Here is a 20,837-nt window from a genome sequence, read left to right as displayed (position 1 = left end):
TTTAGTTGTTTCATAATCACTCCTTAATATAAAAAACACAAAATACGACGTTGTCCATATTTTGTGTCCCAGTTTAGGTTGAACTAAATTAGAAAAGCAAATATTTTTCATCTTGGTTATTTAGAAAAAATCTTACTAATTAAATATCATAATTTGTGATAATTACTTCCTGAACTGTACCTCTACGATTTGATTTTGGGTTGATACCTCTTTTCGCATCAATCACATGAATATTAAAACCATCATAGTGACCATGTTACAAAAATTGTGTGTTTTAATTTACATATTTACAGGAAATAAAAAAAATCACACATTTTATTGCGTGATGACTTATTCGACTATTTTATATTAAAACAATATTTTAATGGTGCGCGAAGAGGGACTCGAACCCTCATACCGTAAGGCACTAGAGCCTAAATCTAGCGTGTCTGCCAATTTCACCATTCGCGCATATTTTTAGTGCTGAAAGGCATAAAAAAAGCACCATGCTTGGTGCCGTCTATAGGACTCGAACCTACGACCTACTGATTACAAGTCAGTTGCTCTACCAACTGAGCTAAGACGGCAATGGTGGAAGATAAGGGACTCGAACCCATGACATTCGCCTTGTAAGGGCGACGCTCTCCCAGCTGAGCTAATCTTCCAAAAATGGCAGTCTGTACGGGGATCGAACCCGTGTATGCATGGATGAAAACCATGTGTGTTAACCGCTTCACCAACAGACCATAAATGGCGCCGATTATTGGGATTGAACCAACGACCAACTGGTTAACAGCCAGCTGCTCTACCGCTGAGCTAAATCGGCATTTTGATTTGCTAATATATTATACATAAAAATTATTTTTTCAAAATTATTTTTATATTTTTTATTTCGGTATTTATTTGGTTCGAGACTATTATAGCACATTTTAATAAAGCAAATAAAAATTATTAAAAATCCAAGATAAGCATCTTGGAAATTGAATTATTTATATGTCTCTTTAAGTTCATTAAAGATTTGAATTAATTTATTTTTATTGTTTATATCCCACTGTGTGTGACCGGCTTGTTCTATGAAATATAAGTTACAATTGTCTAATTCTTTAGATAGTAAATACGCACCAATAGGTCTTGTATCAATATCATTTCTTCCGTGAACTATATCTGTTGGAATGTGTTTTATTTTGTATGCATTCTCTAATATATAGTTATCTGATGGTAAAAATGATTTATTGACAAAATAATGTGATTCCATTAATGAAATTTGATAATCATCTTCATCAGTTGATTCAAATAATTTAGGATTTATAGAAACTATTGATTCTTCTCATTTCGCAAAAGCTCTACCTGCTTTATATTTTTTTTCTAAATCATCACTAGTTAATAATGAATAGTATTTTTCTAAAATGCTATTTCCACTTACATCTTGTACATAGGAAGCAAATTCATTATGTTTTTCTGGATAGAAAAATGAAGCACCTTTTTCATAAAGAAAATCAACATCTTCTTGTCTAGCTAAGAAAATTCCACGTAAAACCAAGTGCAATATATCTTCAGGATATTTAATTGCATAAGCTAGAGATAAAGTTGTTCCTCAACTACCACCAAACAGGATCATTTTATCTATATTTAAGTGTTCCTTGAGTTTTCTTATATCTTCAACTAATTGATTAGTATTATTTTTTTGAAGTTCAAACCTAGGTTTTGATTTACCACAACCTCTTTGATCGAACATAATAACTTTATAGCAATTTAGATCAAAGAATTCAAGCGATTTAAGCGAACTTTGACCACCCGGTCCACCATGTATTATAAAAACAGGTAATCCATCTGGATTACCGCTAACACTGAAATAAATTTGATGGATAGAATCTACTTGTAAATATCCATCATGATTTATTTGCGAATTATTGTTATTATTGTTCATTTGGTCTAGAAAATACATAGTGACCATTTTCAGTAACTAGAACATCATCTTCAATTCTAGCTCCACCTAAACCTTCAATGTAAATCCCAGGTTCAACTGTAATAATCATTCCAGGTTCTAAAACAGTTTGTGAATGAGGTGAAACTGATGGTCATTCGTGAACATCAATTCCTAATCCGTGTCCTGTCGAATGTAAGAAGTAATCTGCATATCCTTTTGAAGCAATGTAATCTCTACATACTTTATCAACTTCACAAGCTTTAATACCAGGTCTTACAGCTTTTCTACCTGCTGCAGCAGCTTCTTTAACAATATTTAAGATTTCAAGTGCTTTAGGATTTTTAACTTTATCTTCTCCTCCTAAAACTCATGTTCTTGTAATGTCTGCTGTATATCCCTTATATTTAGCACCGAAGTCAACTTTAAGTAATTCACCTTCCTCTAGAAGTTTATCAGTTGTATGATGGTGTGGTTCAGCTGACGATGAAGCTGTTGCAACTATTTCATCAAATCCTTCTTTATCTCCACCGTGTTTCTTAAGTAAATAATTTAAATAAGCTCCGGCTTCTTTTTCAGAAATACCTGGTTTAACTCATTGTTTAAATTCTTCAAGTGCTGATAGAGAAATATCAATTACTTTTTGCATTAATTTAAGTTCTTCAGCTGATTTAACAATTCTTAAATCTTGAGCATCAACTCATGAAATTTCTTCAGGTTGCACCATTGATACAATTCTGTCTTGAACTTCTTTTGTTAAGTAGTTTTTTTCCAACACAATTTTCTTGAAGTTTCTTTTATCAAATCACTCTTTCATTGAGTTTCCTTTGATTAAAACGATATCAACATTTTTAGCGTGCTTTGTTGCGTATTCAATGTATCTTCCATCAACAAATAATGTTGCTTTATCTTTTTCAATTGCAATATATCCATCTGATGTTTGAACGTGTGCATATCATAATCTTGTTTGAGGCGCTTCTGAAATTAAAACTTCGGCTCCTGTTTGTTCAAACATTTGATCTAGTCTTCTTCTGTCCATAGTTTCCTCCTATTGATCGTTAATTATTTAATAATTATAAAACTTTTATGCATTTTAAATAAAAATCTAGCAGATGCTAGATTGGAAATTATTATAGAGAAAAATGTGACTATTTCTTTTCTCTGTGTGTTTTGTGAGCGTTACATTTTGCGCAAAATTTAAGTAACTCAATTTTTTCAGGGTGTGTTTTTTTGTTTTTCTTTGAAATGTAGTTTTCCATTTTACATTCAACACACACTAATGTGAAACCTTCTCTAGCCATTTTTTCTCCTTTACATTGAATGAAAATTAATATTTATAAATATTTTTATATATTATAAACTATAACTGAAAAATACAAAAAGTATTTAAGTCCAATAATTAAGTGTTATTTATTAACTTTAAATTATTACTTTTCTAATAATCAAGCAATTTCTTCTTTATAAATTGGTCCAGTTTCTGGAACTGGCGTTTCGAGGATAATTGGGATATTATCAAAATCAGGATCATGAACAAATTGTTTTAATGTTTCATACCCAATTACTCCCTTACCAATATTTGCATGCCTATCTTTATGCGAAGCAATTTCGTGTTTCGAATCATTTAAATGGATGACCTTAACTCTCTTAAGTAAATCTCATTTGAGCAATTCTTTTTTAAATTCTTCATATTCTTGAAGATCATAACCTGCATCTCACATATGACAAGTATCTAAACAAACTTGAACTCTATCTGAGTTAACTCATTTAAGAACATAAGCAATTTGTTCAAAATCAACACCAATTTCAGTGCCTTTTCCAGACATTGTTTCTATACAAATAACAACATTATTTGTATTTTTAATTATTTCATTTAAAGTGTCAATTAATGTATCCAGTGCTTCCTCAGTTGGGTGTCCAACTGCTGCACCAGGGTGTAGAACTAAATATTTGAATCCTGCTTTTTCCATTCTTTGAACTTCTTGAATTAAGAAATCTTTAGCAAAATTTGATTTTTCTGGATTGGCCGGATTAACAATATATGGTGCGTGAACAATAATATCTTCTTTAGGGATAAATGAAGAAAACTCTTCTTCATATTTTTCTAAATTGTATTTAGATACATCAACCCTGTTTGTGTTTTGGGGTGCTCCTAAATAAATCATAAAAGTGTTAGCGTCATAACTGATAGCTTCCTGACCTGATGCATATAAATAATTTGGAGCTTTAAATCCTATGTGTGATCCTAATTTAATCATTTTGTTCCTTTCGAGTTTCTTGTGTATTTTGTGAGTTTTCTACTGAAGTTGTTGCAGGTTCATTAGATTCTGATTGATTTGTTTGATTATCAGCATCATCTGATTTTTTTCTAAATCCAAATCTTGATTTTTTGTTACCTGTAGTTGAAATATGTTTTTGCATTTCTACTAAAAATGCCCCAGCAATAAGACCTGATGGAATGGCAATAATTGCAACAGACATTAATGATAAGAATGAAATAATTCCTCTTGTTATAGATGCATGAGGTGTAAAATCGCCATAACCAATTGTTGTTAGTGTAATTGTTACATAGTATAAAGATGAACCAAATGTAGTTACGTAACCTGATTCTAGACTTAAAAATCCATCCATATAACCAATAATATTGTCATTTGGTAAATCTGCATAACTTACTGATGATAAATAATCAAAGATAACCACAGCTTTATCATGAGATGTTGTTGCATCTTGTATTCTTTGAATGTATTCTTGATTATTAATTTCTTTGAAATACTCTAAATTAAATGTTTGATCTCATTTGTGATCAATGATGTATTGAATTTGAGATTGTTTTAAGTGATTTTTTTCATTGTTTCAAATTAATAAAGCAAATAAGAAAATTAAAATAAGAATTAATATAAAAATGTAAGTTAATATCTGTCTTTGTTTTTTAAACACATTAATAATAATTTGGAATGGTGCAAATAATGTTAAAACAAAGAAGAAACGGATAATTTTAAATACGTTAAATGATTTAAATAAATGGAAAATTTTTGCTTCTTCGTTTTTGTTATATGAAATTTCTTCTGATGCAGGCATAAGAAAACTGATTGCATAGAGTGAAGCTAAAATACAGAATAAAATACAAATTCCATTGAATGAAAAAATATACTTAAGTACGATTTTTCAGACCTTAGTCTTTCCATCTGTATATAAATACTTGTAAGTAATAAAGTGCAGAAAGTAATCTACTATAAATATAAAGAATGTAATGACTTGGACAACAACTAAAAAACGATCAAAATGAGCTTTGTTCGGTTCCTCTTTCACTGTAATCAGCGAAAAGAAAGAAACTAAACAAGCGAATGTTATTATAGCTGCATAAATGTATGAAAAAAGCTGAATTCTCTTAGAATATGGAGATAAATTCTCATCATAATTTGAGTTAGATCAAATAATATGGGCTAGACCTTTTCACGTATTTTTGCTTAAATTTCTTATCTTAAACATAATTTAATATTTTATATAGTTTTTTACAAATTTAAACATATTAGTTAGTCGGATATTTAAGCATATAAGTAACTTTTTTTATCTCTTACGGTAAAGCCTTATTTATTGGTTCAATGAATGATGATAAATATAAAACTTATGTTTTTCCAAGCGATTCTAAATCAGTTACTATTAATTTAGTAAATCCTGCACAAAATTATGATTATAGTAAGCACAATAGATTTCCACAGTTTTTATAATCAATCAGGAATCCTTCTTGCATTTGACATTTCAAAAACAAAAATTACTCATAATCTTAAAGTATCTCTTGAATGACCAGCCGTGGATTATGGTTGAGGATTAAATAGAGATGAATTAAATCAATTTGTTAAAGAAACTGGAATGGATATTGAGGATATTAGATTGTTCTTAACTGATTTCTTTGATATGAAAGTTCTATTAAGTGAAAATGAACAATATAATAATGAGTGAGTCCAAAATCACGAGTGAAATACAAGTAAAGGAATTGACACGAATATCGAAACAGTCAAAATACCTGATCATATAGTTGCTAATAATAAAAAGTTTTATGTACAACTAATTGGAAAACTTAAAACACCTCATAAAGGGTTAGAAAAATATAAATATGAAAAAGGTTTATGAATAGCATTATACTTAATGAAAATAAGGGTAGTTATAGCAGGAGAGAGTGACGAGTCTAACACAGAGTATTTAGATGATGAATATGAATATCATGATGAAGAAGAGGACGATAGATAATATTAATTAGCTAAATATGAAATAAAAAAAATAGTGAACGAGCAAATTAAACTGTTCACTATTTTTATAATTTTATTTTTTGATATTGATCTATCTTTTTGATTTATCATATGGGATACCAGCAGCAGCTGGACCTGATGATGATTTTGATATAAATATCATAACAAATAGAGTAATCACATATGGTACTGCTTTAACTAATTCTGAATATTTTTCTGCTTTAATATAACTTACACCAAATGATGATACTGAAATCATAATTGAAAATAAAAGTGATATAACTACAGCGATTGATATTCTTCATCTTGACACAATCATAATAGCCAATGCTAAGAATCCTAAACCTTCGACATCTTTTGTAATTGAGAAAGGTCCTTGAAAACTTTGAGCATAAAATGTTCCAGCTAAACCTGCAACCATTCCAGCTAAAATAACTGCTTGTCATTTAATTTTATTAACATTGATACCAGCAACATCAGCTGCTTGTGGGTTTTCACCAATTGCTCTAAATCTTAAACCTCATTTAGTTTTTCTTAAGGCAAATCAAGAAGCAAATGCGATGATTAGAGTTGCGAATGTTTTGAATGATACTATATTTTGATACTCACCTAAAGATGAACTTAAAGCTAACTCAGATCTACCATAATAAGTTGCAGTTTGTCCTTCTTTTTGTATATCAAGAATAAATAACATTAAAATACATGCAATACCTGTTGCTAATAATCCCATAGCAAACCCTGAAATTGTTTGGTCTGATTTTAACTTAATTGTAGCTAAACCAAATAATAATGCAAATAATGCTGATGCACCTACGGATAATAATGTTAAAGGAATTTGTCAAAGCATTGATGTTTGCTCTTTGTGGAAAATAAAATCTGTTAATATAACACTAAACATAACATACATTATGGCCCCAAATACCATGAAACCATTAATTGCAATGTTGACGATCCCTGCTCTTTCTGAGAAAATTCCTGAAATAGAACCTAATAAAAGAATGCAAAAGAAGAATACTGCATATGAAACAATTAATTCCATAATTATTTAGCTCCTTCCATTGATTTTGATTCTTGAATTCTTAAAACTCTATTATCTCATGGTTTGATAATGTATTTATTTACAAAATCATTATAAATTTTCTCTCTAATTTCTCTATAAACTAATTTTCTTGAACGTTTAAGAGCTTTTGATTTTTGAACATAAGATTGATACTCATCAACACCTAAATCAGTTCTAGCTTTTTGTAATGCAAATTTCTCTTTTGAAATTTCATCATAAATACTCATTTTTGACTCGACTGATTGACCCTTTAAAGTAAGAATTAAACTCGCAACTCTCGCTTCATAAGATTTTTGATATCTTGCAAATACTTGAAGTTTTTCTTTTGAATATCTACGTAAAATCTTGATTTCATCCTTAATTGATGTGTTGTAAATTTTTGATTTTAATTCTAGAATTTCAAATTCTAACTTCTTAACTTCATTCGCAGTTTCTTCAGATATTTTTAATTTATTAACTCTTAGCTGACCATCATACTCATTTTTAGCATATAATCTTCAATCAGCATTCGCTTTTTCTTTAGCTAAGTATAAAGCTCATAAATATGCTTTTGAAGTTTCATCTAATTCTTTTACATGTTCATTTATTGATCAGTATTCATAGAATTTATCTATTTGTTTTTCATAGAATTTAGCAAATGTAAAGCTTGAAAGTGTGTCTTGTAATTTTTGTTTTTGTGCTTTTTTGTATTCTTTTAATTTAACAGATAATTCTGCAATTTGAGCTTTTGTTTCTTTAACCATTTGTTGATATTGTAAGAATCATTCTGAATAATATGATTTGCATTTTTCATCAATTTCTTCTTTTGTCATATCAGGATCCGAAGAAATTAAATTTTCTGCATATAAAGCTCTTGCTTTATTTCAAGATTTTTTAATATGAGATCTTGATCTTAAATTATGATAAATAGAAAAGTTTTGTCAGTATTCTCTATGACACATTAGAATAATTTGTTTTCATACATAACGCATTGGTCTAAATTTATAGAACATAATAGATAATGCTGACATAAATATAATTATCCCTGTGATAATTGGGAAGAAATCTTTTGATACTTTTGGTCCTATCTCTGTAACTGAGAATGAGGCTTGTCCACTTCGTATCATTCCATATAGAAAACCAGTAGCAAGAACACCAAATGGATTATTAAGAGCAACAAGAGCAATTGCTATGGCTTCAAAACCAATAGCTAAAGGAGCTTGTGGTTTAATAGCCACTTGTCTTGTGTATACAACAATGTAGAAGAACCCACCTAAACCAGCAAGAGCTCCTGCTATTGCCATTACACAAACAGTTACTGCCTTTTCATTTATTCCAACATATTTTGAGTTTGTTTTATTTAACCCAACCATTTTAATTTTGTATCCAAGTGTTGTTTTTGAATAAACAAATCAAATCGCTACTGCAATTACACAAACAAGTGTAATACCAATATAAATAAATAATCTTTGAACATCAATCCCTAAGTCTCTACTTAAGTTAGTGAAAACTAACTTGGCAGTAGTACCTGGTTCCAGACCGATTCAATTTGTATAATTAGGATCTGATTGAGGTATAAATACATCGTTTGAGAATGTGAAAAGTCAAATACCTAAAAATGTAACAATTCAGTTAAGAAAAATTGTTGAAATAACTTCATGAACATTAAAGTATGCTTTTAAAATACCCGGAATTGCACCAACCATAGCACCGATAATGATACTAATGAACATCATTCCTAATAAAAAGCTTAATGATAAATTCTTCAAATCAACTCTTGTGCCAGCTAAAATAGCAAAGAATAATACACCAGGTAGCAACATCTGTCCTGAAACACCAATGTTGAATAATCCAGATTTAAATCCAATTGCTACAGAAAAACTCGCTAGTGCAAAGAAGATGAATAATAATAATGTATCATTAAGAATATATTCACTAAAAGCAAACTCGAAAATATTTTGCACAAAAGTGAAAATTGTTGTTTCTGTTCCATCAGCAATACCTTTTAATCAGTAGATTACTGAAGCAAATAATAAACCAATTAAAACAGCCCAAAGAGATGAATAAAGTTTTCTTCTAGATGATTTTTTATCTTCAAGCATTAAATTTTCTTTAATTTTATTTGCTGTTAATGTGAACATTATTCACCTCCTTTCTTGTGAGCCATATAAACTCCAATTTCTGTTCTTGTAAGTTCTTTTGCAGGTTTCACAGCTAAAATTTCACCAGTGTTAATAACTGCAATTTTATCTGCCAATGATAAAACTTCATCTAATTCATATGAGATTAATAAGATGGCTTTACCTTCAGCTTTTTCTTTTAATATTCTTTCATGAATATTTTTGATAGCTCCAACGTCTAATCCACGTGTTGGTTGTAATATTAAAATGAAATCATGTGGTGAGTTCATTTCACGACCAACGATGAATTTTTGTTGATTCCCTCCTGAAAGAGATCTTGACATTGAGTATCCATTTCTTGCACCACGAACATCAAATTTTTCAATAATATCTTCAGTTTCTCTTTGCATAGCTCTATTGTTTAAAAGTCCAGCTTTGCTGTATTTTTTATCTCAAAGTCTACGTAAAATTGAATTATTTTTAATGTTATAGTCAAGAACTAAACCGTGTTTATGTCTATCACTTGGTATGAATGAAAGACCTAATTTTGAAATATCATAAACTGATAATTCATTTATGACAAAGTAATCATCATTAACAACTTTTTTCTCATTTGTATCTGATAAGTAGAAATATGTAAGTAATCCACTCACTATAAATGCAAACATTAATACACTAAACATAATCATTAGTCCTAGTGCTACAAGTGGAACAGTAGCTAACAATGAAATTAATGATGTGATTGCTAATGCTAAAGCAGAAGCAATGCCAAATGATATTAAAATAACAAATAATTTATTACGTTTGATTAATTTAGCATGCTCATTTTCAAACTTTAATAATTTATTCACTTTCAATAAAACAGTAGTGATAATACTTAAACATAATACGATAATTGAAGAAGCTAATGATACTACTATTGATGTATTTGTTGAAGTAAACACTAATGCAGCAAATAGTACAGCAAAGCCAGAAACTAAACCTAATACTAGGAATAGTATTTTAAAAACTAGCAGCTGTCTTTTGCTCATTTGCTTTTGAAAACTAGTTTTTGCAAAAATAGTTTTTTCTTTAAATTTTGGTCCATATATTGAAAATAAAATCAACATAAGAAGGATTATGCTGAAAGAAATCGCTAATCCTCCACCGATATTCATAATAGCTTTTGTTGAATCAGATTGGTAATTAGCTGCAGCTAATAAACCTAAACCTGAGTATAAGAATACAAATAATGAAATCAATAACATAATTATATTTTTTCTTGTTTTTGATTTTTGGATTAATTGCATTCTTTCTTTAACAAGTGGTGTCTTTTTATAAAGAACTTGACCTGTTGTCGGTTTTATCATTCCACTAACAACTTTTTCTAAGTCAGTTTGTCCATTACCTTCAACTCCGGCAATAGCAACAATTTCACCGCTTCTAATTTCTAAATTAACATTTTTCAATGGTTTTTCACCATCTGTAGAAACGTTATCTAATTTGAAAACAACTTCATTTTGTGATGTATCTGAATATTCATTTCTAATAATTTCGACATCACCACCAACCATACGGTTAGCCATTTCCTCAATAGAAACATCTGCTACTTTGAAGTTTCCTACAACCTTACCGTGTCTTAAAACTGTCGCATTATCAGCAACTTCTTTAATTTCAGCAAGTTTGTGAGAAATAAATAAAATTGTTTTACCTTGTTCCCTGAATAATTTGAATGTATTCAATAGACCTTGAATTTCTTGGTCTGTTAAAACAGCAGTTGGTTCATCAAAAATTAAAATATCTGAATCACGATATAACATTTTCATAATTTCAACTTTTTGTTGAGTTGCAACTGTTTCTTTACCAGTTAACCTGTTTAAATCAAAATGCAAATCAAACATTTCTTGAATTGTTTTGATTTTTTCAATAGCAGGTTTGAAATCAATAACTCTAGTAAATTTATTTCTATCCTCAGCTCCTAAAACAATGTTTTCAAGGTTTGTATATACATCAACAAGTTTAAAGTGTTGGTGCACCATACCAATACCTAATCTATTAGCATCATTAGGACCTTTGATTAAAACTTCTTTTTCATTTACTTTGATAATTCCTTCATCAGGTTCATACAACCCGAATAATATAGACATTAAAGTACTTTTTCCGGCACCATTTTCACCAATTAAAGCGTGAACTGTACCTTTTTCTACTTTAAAGCTAATATTCTGGTTAGCCTTAATAGAACCGAAAGATTTAGAAATATTATCAAACTCTATTGCATAAAAGTTTTGTTTCATATCTTTCCTTGTGTTTTTAATATATTAAAAAAATAAATAATAGAATTTAATGTCTATTATTTACATTTTAATTATATATTTTTTATTCTTAATTTTATGATTTAGTGTTTTCTCTTTTATTACAAGGAGGCAGGTATAAAAATAAAAAGGATACCAAAATTAGGTACCCTTTAAAAAATTAAGTTTGTTGAAAAATTATTTTAACATTTCGCCAGTTAATTCTTGAATTAAGTCAGGAAGTGATAAAGTTGCAGAATCTGTTTTATTTAATTTATCTGATGAAATAAAATCTATGTCCTCTTCAGATAATTCTTTAAATTTAGCATCATATTTTGCTAATAATTGATTCATTTTTGTTTTCATTGCTTCATCTTTGAGTGTACTTTGTGCATAACCAACTCACCCTTGTTTGAAACTTCCTCTAATTGAGAATGATCTCTCTGCTGTTTTTGTACTATAAATATTTTTGCCATCAATACCATATGTGATGTATAGGATTGTATCGTAAACAGCTTGTGCAATATTTTTTGTAATTGATGTATAGAATTTTCCTGAGTCTTTTGATCTTGATTTTGCTTGATCAGTATCCACTCCGATTACACCAATGTGATCTGTATTTGCTTTTTTCTCAAGTTCATCTAATGTGAACCCTGTCGCTGGTCCAGCAACTGGTAAAATAACTGTTGGATTTGAAGCAATTGCATTTGCGATTGCACTATCCATTGGTTTACCTGATTCAAAAGCAGTATTAAGTGCTACACTTGAAAAGTCATTTGCAAGACCTTTACCTTGTGTTGGTCTAACTTTTTTATTAGCATCTGATTGAGTTTTATTTACATCAAGAATACCTCTGTAGTAACCTTTAATAAAATCAACAACTCCATGGAAAGGCATACCTCCAAATGCTGTTACTTTTCTTTTGTTTGCATATGACTCTTCTGTTGCCATTAATTCAGCAACTGATTGTCCAACGATATATGCTGATTCAGCAACTTTAAAATCTAAACCATAAAAGTCTCCATAACCTTGAAGCTCATTTGGATCTATTGTGAAGTCTGTACCTATGATTTTTACATTGTTCTTAATTAATCTATCCTTATTTTGTTGGATGTATGGTTTAATTGCATTTCCATGTGTGAACCCTGAAAGAATTCAAATGTTATATTTCCCTAATAAACTATTGTAAGTATTTTCATAACTATTACTTTCTGGTTCTGAGTAAGCAAATTTAGGTTCTGAACCTGTAAGCTCTTTAATGTCATCAACATATCTCATCATTCCTTCATATGATGATTGGTTAAATGATAAGTCAGTTACGTGACCAGAGTCTGTTACAACAACAACAGAAAGTGGAGTTTTACCTTGAATAGTTTCAGATGTTAAAGTTGTATTTCTCGTAATGTCTGCAATTGGAGTAATATTAGCTCTTACTCCTGCAGTTGTTTTGACCGGTCTTCCACAAGAGATAGCAGCAACTGGTGCTATAGCTGTTGTGATTCCTGCAACAGCTAATAATAATGATTTAATTTTTTTCATTTTTGTCCTTTTGTTTAAATAATTATTTAAAGAAAATGAGGATACTATAAAGATATCCTCATTAATATTATAAAACTTTTATTTATCAAAGTTATTTTTTAATTTTTAAAAAAGTGTTAGCTGATTTGTTTCGTTTAACTCATCAAGAACCTTAAATTCTTCATTCAATATCTTGTAAAGAGTTTGATTTACTCTTCCACGTTTTTTGAAGTCTTCTTTTGAAACAAATTCACTTTCATTTCTAGCATTAACAATTTCAGTTGCTACAGCTTCTCCAAGTCCTCCTACAACTGTAAATGGAGGTATAAGAGCATTGTGTTCATAATCTATTACTCATTCAGTTGCTAATGATTTAGTTAAGCTGATGTTTGAAATACTTAATCCACGTGCATACATTTCTCTTGCGAGTTCTAATGTTTGTAATAACTGATCGTCTTTAACTTTTCTATCATTCATTAAGGTTATTTCCTTAATTTTTTTATTAATTTTTTCAATCTTAAAGTCGTTCATCATTACATGTAAATCAAATTCAGTTGCTCTAGTTGTGAAAAATGTTGCATAGTATTCTAAAGGCTTATAAAGTTTAAATCAAGCAATTCTTCAAGCCATAAGCACATAAGCCGTAGCATGAGCTTTAGGGAACATATATTTAATTTTTTGCATTGAATCAATGTATCAAGATGGTACATTGTTTTTCTTTAATATTGCAACTTGTTCTTCCGTTACACCCTTACCTTTACGTACTTGTTCCATAACCTTGAAAGCTAATTTAGACTCAATATTTTTCTTCATTAAGTATTCCATCATATCGTCGCGACAGGAAATAACATCTTTTAATGATAATCCCATATCTTTAATAAGTGATTGAGCATTTCCTGTTCAAACATCAGTCCCATGAGAAAGACCTGAAATTGAAATTAAGTCAGCAAATGATTCAGGTTGTGCTTCAATCAACATCTTTCTAACAAATGATGTACCAAATTCAGGGATACCTAAAGCACCTGTTGGTTCGCCACCGATTTGTTCAGGTGTGATATTTAATTCTTTAGTAGTTGAGAAAAGCGACATAACTCTTTTATCTTTTTTAGGTATGTCTTTCTTAACATCTAAACCAGTTAATTTTTCAAGCATTCTAATTGCCATTGGGTCAATGTGTCCAAGCAAGTCTAACTTAAGGACATTGTCATGGATAGCTCTATAATCGAAGTGAGTTGTTTTTCAATCGATTGAAGTGTCATCAGCAGGATAGTTAACAGGTGTAAAATCTTCAACGTCAAATTCTTTAGGAATAATTAAGATACCTCCAGGGTGTTGTCCTGTTGTACGCTTAATGTCTTCAAGTTTTGAAGATAAATAATCAACAAAAGCATTTGAATAACTCAAGTTATATTCTTCGTTAGCTTTTTTAACATAACCAAAGGCAGTTTTGCTTTGAATTGTAGAAATAGTTCCAGCTCTTAGAGTATGACTGTCACCAAAAAGTTTCTTAACTTCATTATGAATAATTGGTTGGAAGTCACCAGCAAAGTTTAAGTCTATGTCCGGAACCTTATCGGCATCAAATCCTAAGAATGTTTCGAATGGAATAGTGTGTCCATCTTTATTCATAAGTGTTCCACATTTATCACAATTTTTATCATCTAAGTCAAATCCTGAAGTTATATTAGAATCTTCATTTAAAACGAAGTTTTTACAATTTGGACAAATGTAGTGAGCTGGTAATGGATTAACTTCTGTGATACCTGCAAATGTAGCAACTAAAGATGAACCAACACTTCCACGGCTACCTACAAGATATCCACTTTCCAATGATTTTTTAACCAAGATATGCGAAATTCAGTAAATAACATCAAATCCATATTTCAGAATAGGTGTGATTTCCTTTTGAAGTCTTTCATCAATCATTTGAGGAAGTACTTCTCCATACCTTTCATGCGCTGTTTTATAAACTAATTCTTTTAATTTAACTGCTGAATCATCAAATTTAGGTGTGTAAAGTTTGTCGTGAACAATTTTAATTTCTGAATCAATTAAATTAGCAATCTTGTTTGTATTCACTATAACTAAATCATTAATTAATTGCTCATCATTTAGGAATTTAAATGACTCAAGCATTTGATCAGTTGTATAAAACTCTAAATCAGGTAATAAGAAGTTTCTTCCTTCAAATTCAACTTTTCTATGGTCAAATAAGAAGTGTGAAGAGTTACCAATACCTTTTGAATAAACAAGGCATCTGAAGACTTCCTTATCTAATTTATTTTTATATCTAACATCCCCAATTGCAACAGGAATTTTGTTAAGCTTATTTGCTCAATTAATCATTCTTTTAATACCATCATAAATTTCTTCTTGAGTAAATTTTTCCTGTGGTTCTAAGTAATGTTTTAGTGCATTAGGATGTGGTATTTCAATGTAATCAGCGAATTCTGCTGACTTTTGAATTTCAATATCTGATGAATAAAAAATATTGTCTATAAATCTACTTTTAAGTCCACCTGACCCTATTAAAATGTTTTCAGTCTTCTTGATGTCCTCCATAAATAATTTAGGAGACTTAAAGAATCTTTCGGTTAATGAAAGTGTGATTAATTTAGAAATTTCTTTAATTCCTTGTTGGTTTTTAGCAAGAACAGAAATTTGATTTGACCTAACATGTGAGTAAATATTTGGTTCATAAGTATTATATAAATCATCAAATGATAAAATGCCTTTCTCTTTTAACATTTGAATTGACTTAATTCAAGCACTAGCAAGAACACCAGCATCGTAATCAGCACGGTGAGCTACTGCCGAATCATAACTAACTTGTAAATATGAACAGTAGTTCCCTAACGTATGGGAACGTTTTTCAGGGAATAGCAATCTTGAAATGTTAAGTGTATCGACAAAGAATGTGTTTGGAACTTTTTTCCCTTGCTCAATGAACTTTTGGATAATAAAGTTAAAGTCGAAGTTAGCATTATGAGCTACACAAACTTTATTATTTAATAAATCATAAATTTTGTCAAGAGCTTCATTTAACTCGATCCCCTCTTCATCTAACATTTTTTGTGTAATGTTAGTTAAGCTCATTGTTTTAGCACTAAGAGGTTTTTGTGCTTTAATAAAGAACTGTAAGTCTTTATGATTAAAAGCATTATGCTCTTTAACAATTTGAGCACCAAATTCAATTAATTCTCCTGTTTGCGCTGATAAGTGTGTTGTTTCAATATCAAGCACAACGAATTCAGTTTGCTCTAAAACTGCATTTTTATCGGGTGAATAATTTAATAAGAAATTATGATTTTTTGAAATAACATCAAAACTAACTCCATAAATTGGTTTAATACCAGCTTTTTTAGCAGCTTTTTCGAAAGTCGGATAACTTTGCACACCATTTGAATCAACTATAGCAACTGCTGAATGTCCATATTGTTTAACTATGGAAACAATATCTTCAGCATTTAAAAGTCCATCCATAGTTGACATTTTTGTTCTTGTGCTAAGCTCAACTCTTTTTTCATAAGCTAAATCTTCTTGCTCTTCTGTAAGTGGATCAACTTTGCTAAAAGAGTTAACTGTGATTTGTTTATTGTACTTGTCTACACCATTGTAAGTTGAACCATATGGATTAGAAACTCTACCCATTGCTTCAACTGTATCTCCAATTTTTGGAACATAAACATCTTTATTATTTTCTCTCTCGAAGAAAACTGTACTAATAGCATCGTTATAATCAGTAATTGAAATATTATGAATTTTTAACCCTTTGTTAGTGTCTCTAACGTCAGCTTTATAAACATAACCAGTTACAGAAACATTTGTAGTTTCATCTTCATAAGGAAGTTCGTGAACTTCTTGAATTGTGTATTTTGTATAACTAGATGGCGAACGTCTTTTTCCTCAACTTCCCTTATCATAGCTGATTGAACCTTTTTTAGATGAAGTTGAGGCTGTGACGTGATCACTAAATTGATTTTTGATTTTGTCATAATTTTGAAGGATATTATTGTTGATTTGTTCTTTTAAATCAAATGTATTAACTTTAACATTTAATTCAAATGCATCAAAACCAAAAAGTTCTTTCATATACTTATTAACTACCTTAAGTTCTTCTTGAAATTCAGGAGTATTTTGATAATCAAAAATATGTGCTAAATATTTTCCTGTTTGTTCATCATAATTAACATTTTGAAATCTTAATGCTCTTGCAATTCCACTATTATCTGGAAGAGTTTTCTTAACTACATATTCCAAATAATTAAGAACTAATGGACTTGATAAATATTCATTATTATCGTATTTAAATTTGAAATTAACTCTTTCTTTTATAGCTGCAATTGTTAAAGTTCTTAAATCTTCAAGCAATGGAATTGTTAAAAGAGTTAAAGTAACCTCTAATCTTTCTTCATTTGTATTTGAATTTTTAACAACCTTAATACTATTGCTATCTATTTTCGCATCCAAAAATGATGCGATAAAAGGTAAATTTAATTTGTTAGCTAGTAAATTAAATTTTTGATTTTTGTATCCTTCCATTACTTCACCACCTTGTATAAGTTATAAAAATATTATTATAATTAATATATAGTATTTTTTATTAACTATCTTTTAAAAATTTAAATATTGAAAGAAAAATAATGACCTATAAAACCGTTGAAACACCACATAAGAATGGTATTTCAATTGCATGATAGTCATTTATATTTCAAATTATAACTTTAATACAATTGCTGAATTGAATTATCACAAAATAAAGCATCGAATTACAAAATAAGATAAGAAAAGTAGACAGTTTTGACCTCTGTCCACTTTTCTTATCTTAGTTTAAAAAATTAGTAATTTAATGAGTGCTTGCAATTCGTATTATAGAAATATATTCTGTTCACTGAAACTTCTACCCTTATCTCCTAAAGGTATTAGTTGATTTCTTATATTCATATTCTTTAACGGTCTCTTTTAATTTCACAATTAAACCTGCGTCATCAAATGGTTTTGTTTCTTGAGCATTCACTCAAAGAATTGTTAAGTAATAAACTAATATTTTTTGTTGAATTAAATATTCTTCTCAATATGTATCATAAACATTTAAGAAAAACTCTTCTTGTTCTTTATTTAAGTATGAACCACAAATAAAGTAAGCTAAATCAAAATGCTTGTCTCCCATTGAAGCGTACTCTCAATCGATAAAGTAAACTTTGTTGTTTAAGTCTAGGAGAATATTGTTTAAGTATAAATCATTGTGCAATGGTCTATTTGATTCAGAGTTTTTTAATATTAAATTAATCCTCTTATAGTAATCATTAAGAACATCAATTTTTATTCCTCTTTCATTCAGAATTCTTCTATACTCTTTTACTCTTGAAGCTACATTTGTTTTAGGAAACTGTAGCTTTGAATCGTGTAATATCTTAAAATTATTCGCAATTTGAGTTAAAACATCTTCTGTAAACACCAATGGTTTTGTCTGAATATACTCTCATTCAACAGAATTTTCTGTTTCATTCATTAAACGAGGTACAAAATCAAATTTTTCAAGTAATGCGTAATCTAACTTATGATTGAATTTATTTAAAACCTTTTCTTGATAGATTGAATTTTCAGTCATATATGTCTTATTTGTGTGTCCAATATTTATTGGTTTTTTCATATGTACCTCCACATTTTATTTTTTAAAAGTATATAATTAAGAATTATAAAAGGAAATTAATAACTATGAAAAAATTATCAAAATATATTGTTATAGATTTGGGTAATACATTCATCAAAATGGTTAATTTCAAAGTCAACTTAAGAACAAATGAAATTAAACAAGGTAAGGCAAAAATTATTGACTACTTGGCTTTTACCGAGGAGCTTGCTAAGACACTTAAAGATCTTGAAGACACGAGAATCCTTGTAGCTGCAACTAATACAGATGAGGATTTATGTAAAAGCATTATCTTCGCCATGGCAAGTAAGTTGAATTTTATGTCTAATGATTTAGTTTACTTAAACGATGAGAAAAAAATAATTATTAAGGGGATGTCTCACTTAATTGATAAAAATATAAAACACAAAGGTTCTATTGGTTTTGATATCTTATCAGCATTGCTTATAAACTCAATTAAATATAAAAAAGATTCAATTAACTTATTAGGAACATATTGAGTTAATTTGAAAATGGAGAACTTAATTCTTAAAAGTGTTTCAATAGCTAGAATAGTGGATTTTTTCGATATCCCATTTGTAGCTCCTTCAATAATTGAAAGTGAATTAAGAGTACCTAAAAATAAAGAAGGAACAACCACAAAAACAGCTATGTTAAATGGTTTAAGCTCTTTATTATCAGGTTATGTATCTTCATTTGATAAACCAGAAAACTCAATAATTTCTGGTGGTTGATCTAGATATTTTGATAAAAGTTTATTTAATATTGAAAAATTCATTGTACCTGAAGGGTACTTGCATATGTATCTTCAATTTCTTCAAGAAGTTGAAGATTAAGAAAGGAAATAATGAAAAAAGAAGAACAAAAATCTTTTTGAATAAATAGAGTTATTCCTGCTCTAATTATCGGGCTTGTTCTAGTTATATTTTTAACAGTATCAAAATACTCTTTTGATTTTAATTTATATAAAAACTTTAAAGATGGAGTATTTTGGTTTTTAAGAGCATTGTCTATTTTGATTTTTGTAGGATTTGCTTTTTGAATTTATTATGAACTTTCAAAAGCATATCTACAAAACCATAAGATATTTAAATGAGTTTTACCTGCTTTAGCAGTTGGGTTACTCTTTGCTTATCCAAACTTCCTTAAGTTCTTAACAACTCGGATAACACCCTCAGAAAGTATTTTAGTTAATAAAAATATATTACAAATTGGTTCAGTCTTTACAGATGCTACTTATGGTGCATTTAGTTTCTTTGATGCAATATGACCTTTAACAATTACATTAATTTTTGTATTAATTAGATTTTTAACTATTAAAAACATTAATCTCAAATATTTAGCAATTAAAGCTATATCATTCTTTTTCATCTTTTCATTCTTAACATACTTCTTAAAATCATTTATGGTGCTACTTGCACAAACTTATGCAATTGAAGTTATTTTATTAATTGTATTCATTGCAATGTCTTGCGACATTGGAGGATACTTTGGTGGAAGATTTTTAGGGCACAAGTTTTTCAAACAAAAACTTGCTCCAGCTATTAGTCCTAAAAAGACAATTGAAGGTGCTATTGTCGGAATTATTGTTGCAATCGCAGTTATATTAGCATATATAGGAATAGCTTATGGAATAGCATCAGACAAAAATCAAACATTAATGCACATAATGATTACACCATGAAATAATGCTGCTAACAGCTTAAATATGATGTTTGTGTATTTAATGTTATTTATCTTCCTTGCACCTATGTTCGCAATTTGTGGAGACTTAGCATTTTCACTCATAAAAAGAAGAAATGAAATTAAAGATTTCTCAAACTTATTAAGAGAGCATGGTGGTATTTTAGATAGATTAGATTCAATCTCTTTTGTATTTATTTTATTTATAACGCTATCAATGTTTGCGATAATATAACAAATGCAACTACAGATACCGCATGGATGTTAAAACTAGATGAGTTTCTCGACTCATCTTTTTTTATATTTAAAAGTTCATTACGCTTTCGAATAATTTATTAAAATATTATTTATAAGCAGTATTTTAATTATCTTGAATCACTTTTATACTTATATTTTAGGAGAAAATA

At 29.1% G+C, this 20,837-nt stretch carries 14 protein-coding genes and 5 tRNA genes; 3 read left to right on the top strand and 16 right to left on the bottom strand.

All coding sequences use genetic code 4. The features are described 5' to 3' along the window. Positions 1 to 365: 365 nt before the first annotated feature. The 10 genes from ACNF36_RS01515 to ACNF36_RS01470 form a co-directional block, all read right to left on the bottom strand. A tRNA-Leu gene (locus ACNF36_RS01515) sits at positions 366 to 450 on the bottom strand. Positions 451 to 490: 40 nt separating this feature from the next. After that, positions 491 to 566 (bottom strand) — tRNA-Thr (locus tag ACNF36_RS01510). A 2-nt stretch (positions 567 to 568) separates the two neighbouring features. Further along, a tRNA-Val gene (locus tag ACNF36_RS01505) sits at positions 569 to 644 on the bottom strand. Positions 645 to 649: 5 nt separating this feature from the next. Then, positions 650 to 725, bottom strand: a tRNA-Glu gene (locus ACNF36_RS01500). Between the two features lie 5 nt (positions 726 to 730). Beyond that, a tRNA-Asn gene (locus ACNF36_RS01495) sits at positions 731 to 805 on the bottom strand. A gap of 159 nt (positions 806 to 964) precedes the next feature. Then, positions 965 to 1,906: a prolyl aminopeptidase gene (pip, locus tag ACNF36_RS01490; protein WP_418303487.1), complete on the bottom strand. Its 942-nt coding sequence runs from the start codon at positions 1,904 to 1,906 to the stop codon at positions 965 to 967. Next, a complete protein-coding gene (locus tag ACNF36_RS01485; protein ID WP_257088957.1) occupies positions 1,896 to 2,942 on the bottom strand; it encodes a M24 family metallopeptidase in 1,047 nt (348 codons plus the stop codon). Before ACNF36_RS01485 ends, pip begins: the two co-directional genes overlap by 11 nt. A gap of 109 nt (positions 2,943 to 3,051) precedes the next feature. Beyond that, positions 3,052 to 3,204 (bottom strand): 50S ribosomal protein L33, encoded by a 153-nt coding sequence (gene rpmG / locus ACNF36_RS01480; RefSeq protein ID WP_257088959.1) that lies wholly within the window; start codon positions 3,202 to 3,204, stop codon positions 3,052 to 3,054. 126 nt (positions 3,205 to 3,330) lie between these two features. Next, entirely contained in the window at positions 3,331 to 4,158 is an 828-nt protein-coding gene (locus ACNF36_RS01475; RefSeq protein ID WP_418303486.1) for a deoxyribonuclease IV, read from the bottom strand. Beyond that, a complete protein-coding gene (locus ACNF36_RS01470; protein WP_418303485.1) occupies positions 4,151 to 5,389 on the bottom strand; it encodes a potassium channel family protein in 1,239 nt (412 codons plus the stop codon). The genes ACNF36_RS01475 and ACNF36_RS01470 overlap by 8 nt, the downstream gene beginning before the upstream one ends. Before the next feature lie 198 nt (positions 5,390 to 5,587). Between ACNF36_RS01470 and ACNF36_RS01465 the strand changes: the two genes are divergently transcribed. Then, positions 5,588 to 6,148: a hypothetical protein gene (locus tag ACNF36_RS01465; protein WP_418303484.1), complete on the top strand. Its 561-nt coding sequence runs from the start codon at positions 5,588 to 5,590 to the stop codon at positions 6,146 to 6,148. A 90-nt stretch (positions 6,149 to 6,238) separates the two neighbouring features. Here ACNF36_RS01465 and ACNF36_RS01460 read toward each other — a convergent pair whose 3' ends face one another. The 6 genes from ACNF36_RS01460 to ACNF36_RS01435 form a co-directional block, all read right to left on the bottom strand. Continuing rightward, positions 6,239 to 7,186, bottom strand: coding sequence for an ABC transporter permease (locus tag ACNF36_RS01460; protein ID WP_416099102.1), 948 nt, complete (start codon positions 7,184 to 7,186; stop codon positions 6,239 to 6,241). Positions 7,187 to 7,188: 2 nt separating this feature from the next. Then, positions 7,189 to 9,327, bottom strand: a complete 2,139-nt coding sequence (locus tag ACNF36_RS01455) for an ABC transporter permease subunit (protein ID WP_416099103.1) — start codon at positions 9,325 to 9,327, stop codon at positions 7,189 to 7,191. Further along, a complete protein-coding gene (locus tag ACNF36_RS01450; RefSeq protein WP_418303483.1) occupies positions 9,327 to 11,579 on the bottom strand; it encodes an ATP-binding cassette domain-containing protein in 2,253 nt (750 codons plus the stop codon). Before ACNF36_RS01450 ends, ACNF36_RS01455 begins: the two co-directional genes overlap by 1 nt. A gap of 195 nt (positions 11,580 to 11,774) precedes the next feature. Continuing rightward, positions 11,775 to 13,115: a BMP family ABC transporter substrate-binding protein gene (locus ACNF36_RS01445; RefSeq protein ID WP_418303482.1), complete on the bottom strand. Its 1,341-nt coding sequence runs from the start codon at positions 13,113 to 13,115 to the stop codon at positions 11,775 to 11,777. Positions 13,116 to 13,220: 105 nt separating this feature from the next. Then, on the bottom strand, positions 13,221 to 17,636 hold the full coding sequence (locus ACNF36_RS01440; protein WP_418303481.1) for a PolC-type DNA polymerase III: 4,416 nt from the start codon (positions 17,634 to 17,636) through the stop codon (positions 13,221 to 13,223). Between the two features lie 364 nt (positions 17,637 to 18,000). Further along, positions 18,001 to 18,747 (bottom strand): phosphotransferase family protein, encoded by a 747-nt coding sequence (locus ACNF36_RS01435; RefSeq protein WP_418303480.1) that lies wholly within the window; start codon positions 18,745 to 18,747, stop codon positions 18,001 to 18,003. A gap of 65 nt (positions 18,748 to 18,812) precedes the next feature. Here ACNF36_RS01435 and ACNF36_RS01430 point away from each other — a divergent pair, with 65 nt between their 5' ends. Next, positions 18,813 to 19,583, top strand: coding sequence for a hypothetical protein (locus ACNF36_RS01430; RefSeq protein WP_418303479.1), 771 nt, complete (start codon positions 18,813 to 18,815; stop codon positions 19,581 to 19,583). A gap of 11 nt (positions 19,584 to 19,594) precedes the next feature. Further along, a complete protein-coding gene (locus ACNF36_RS01425; RefSeq protein ID WP_418303478.1) occupies positions 19,595 to 20,665 on the top strand; it encodes a phosphatidate cytidylyltransferase in 1,071 nt (356 codons plus the stop codon). Positions 20,666 to 20,837 lie beyond the last annotated feature (172 nt).

The sequence above is a fragment of the Mycoplasma sp. 4463 genome, assembly GCF_048381515.1.
Classification (GTDB): Bacteria; Bacillota_I; Bacilli_A; order Mycoplasmatales; family Metamycoplasmataceae; genus Mycoplasmopsis.
Note: the sequence above shows the minus strand (reverse complement) of the source record. Positions and strands in the feature narration are given on the sequence as shown.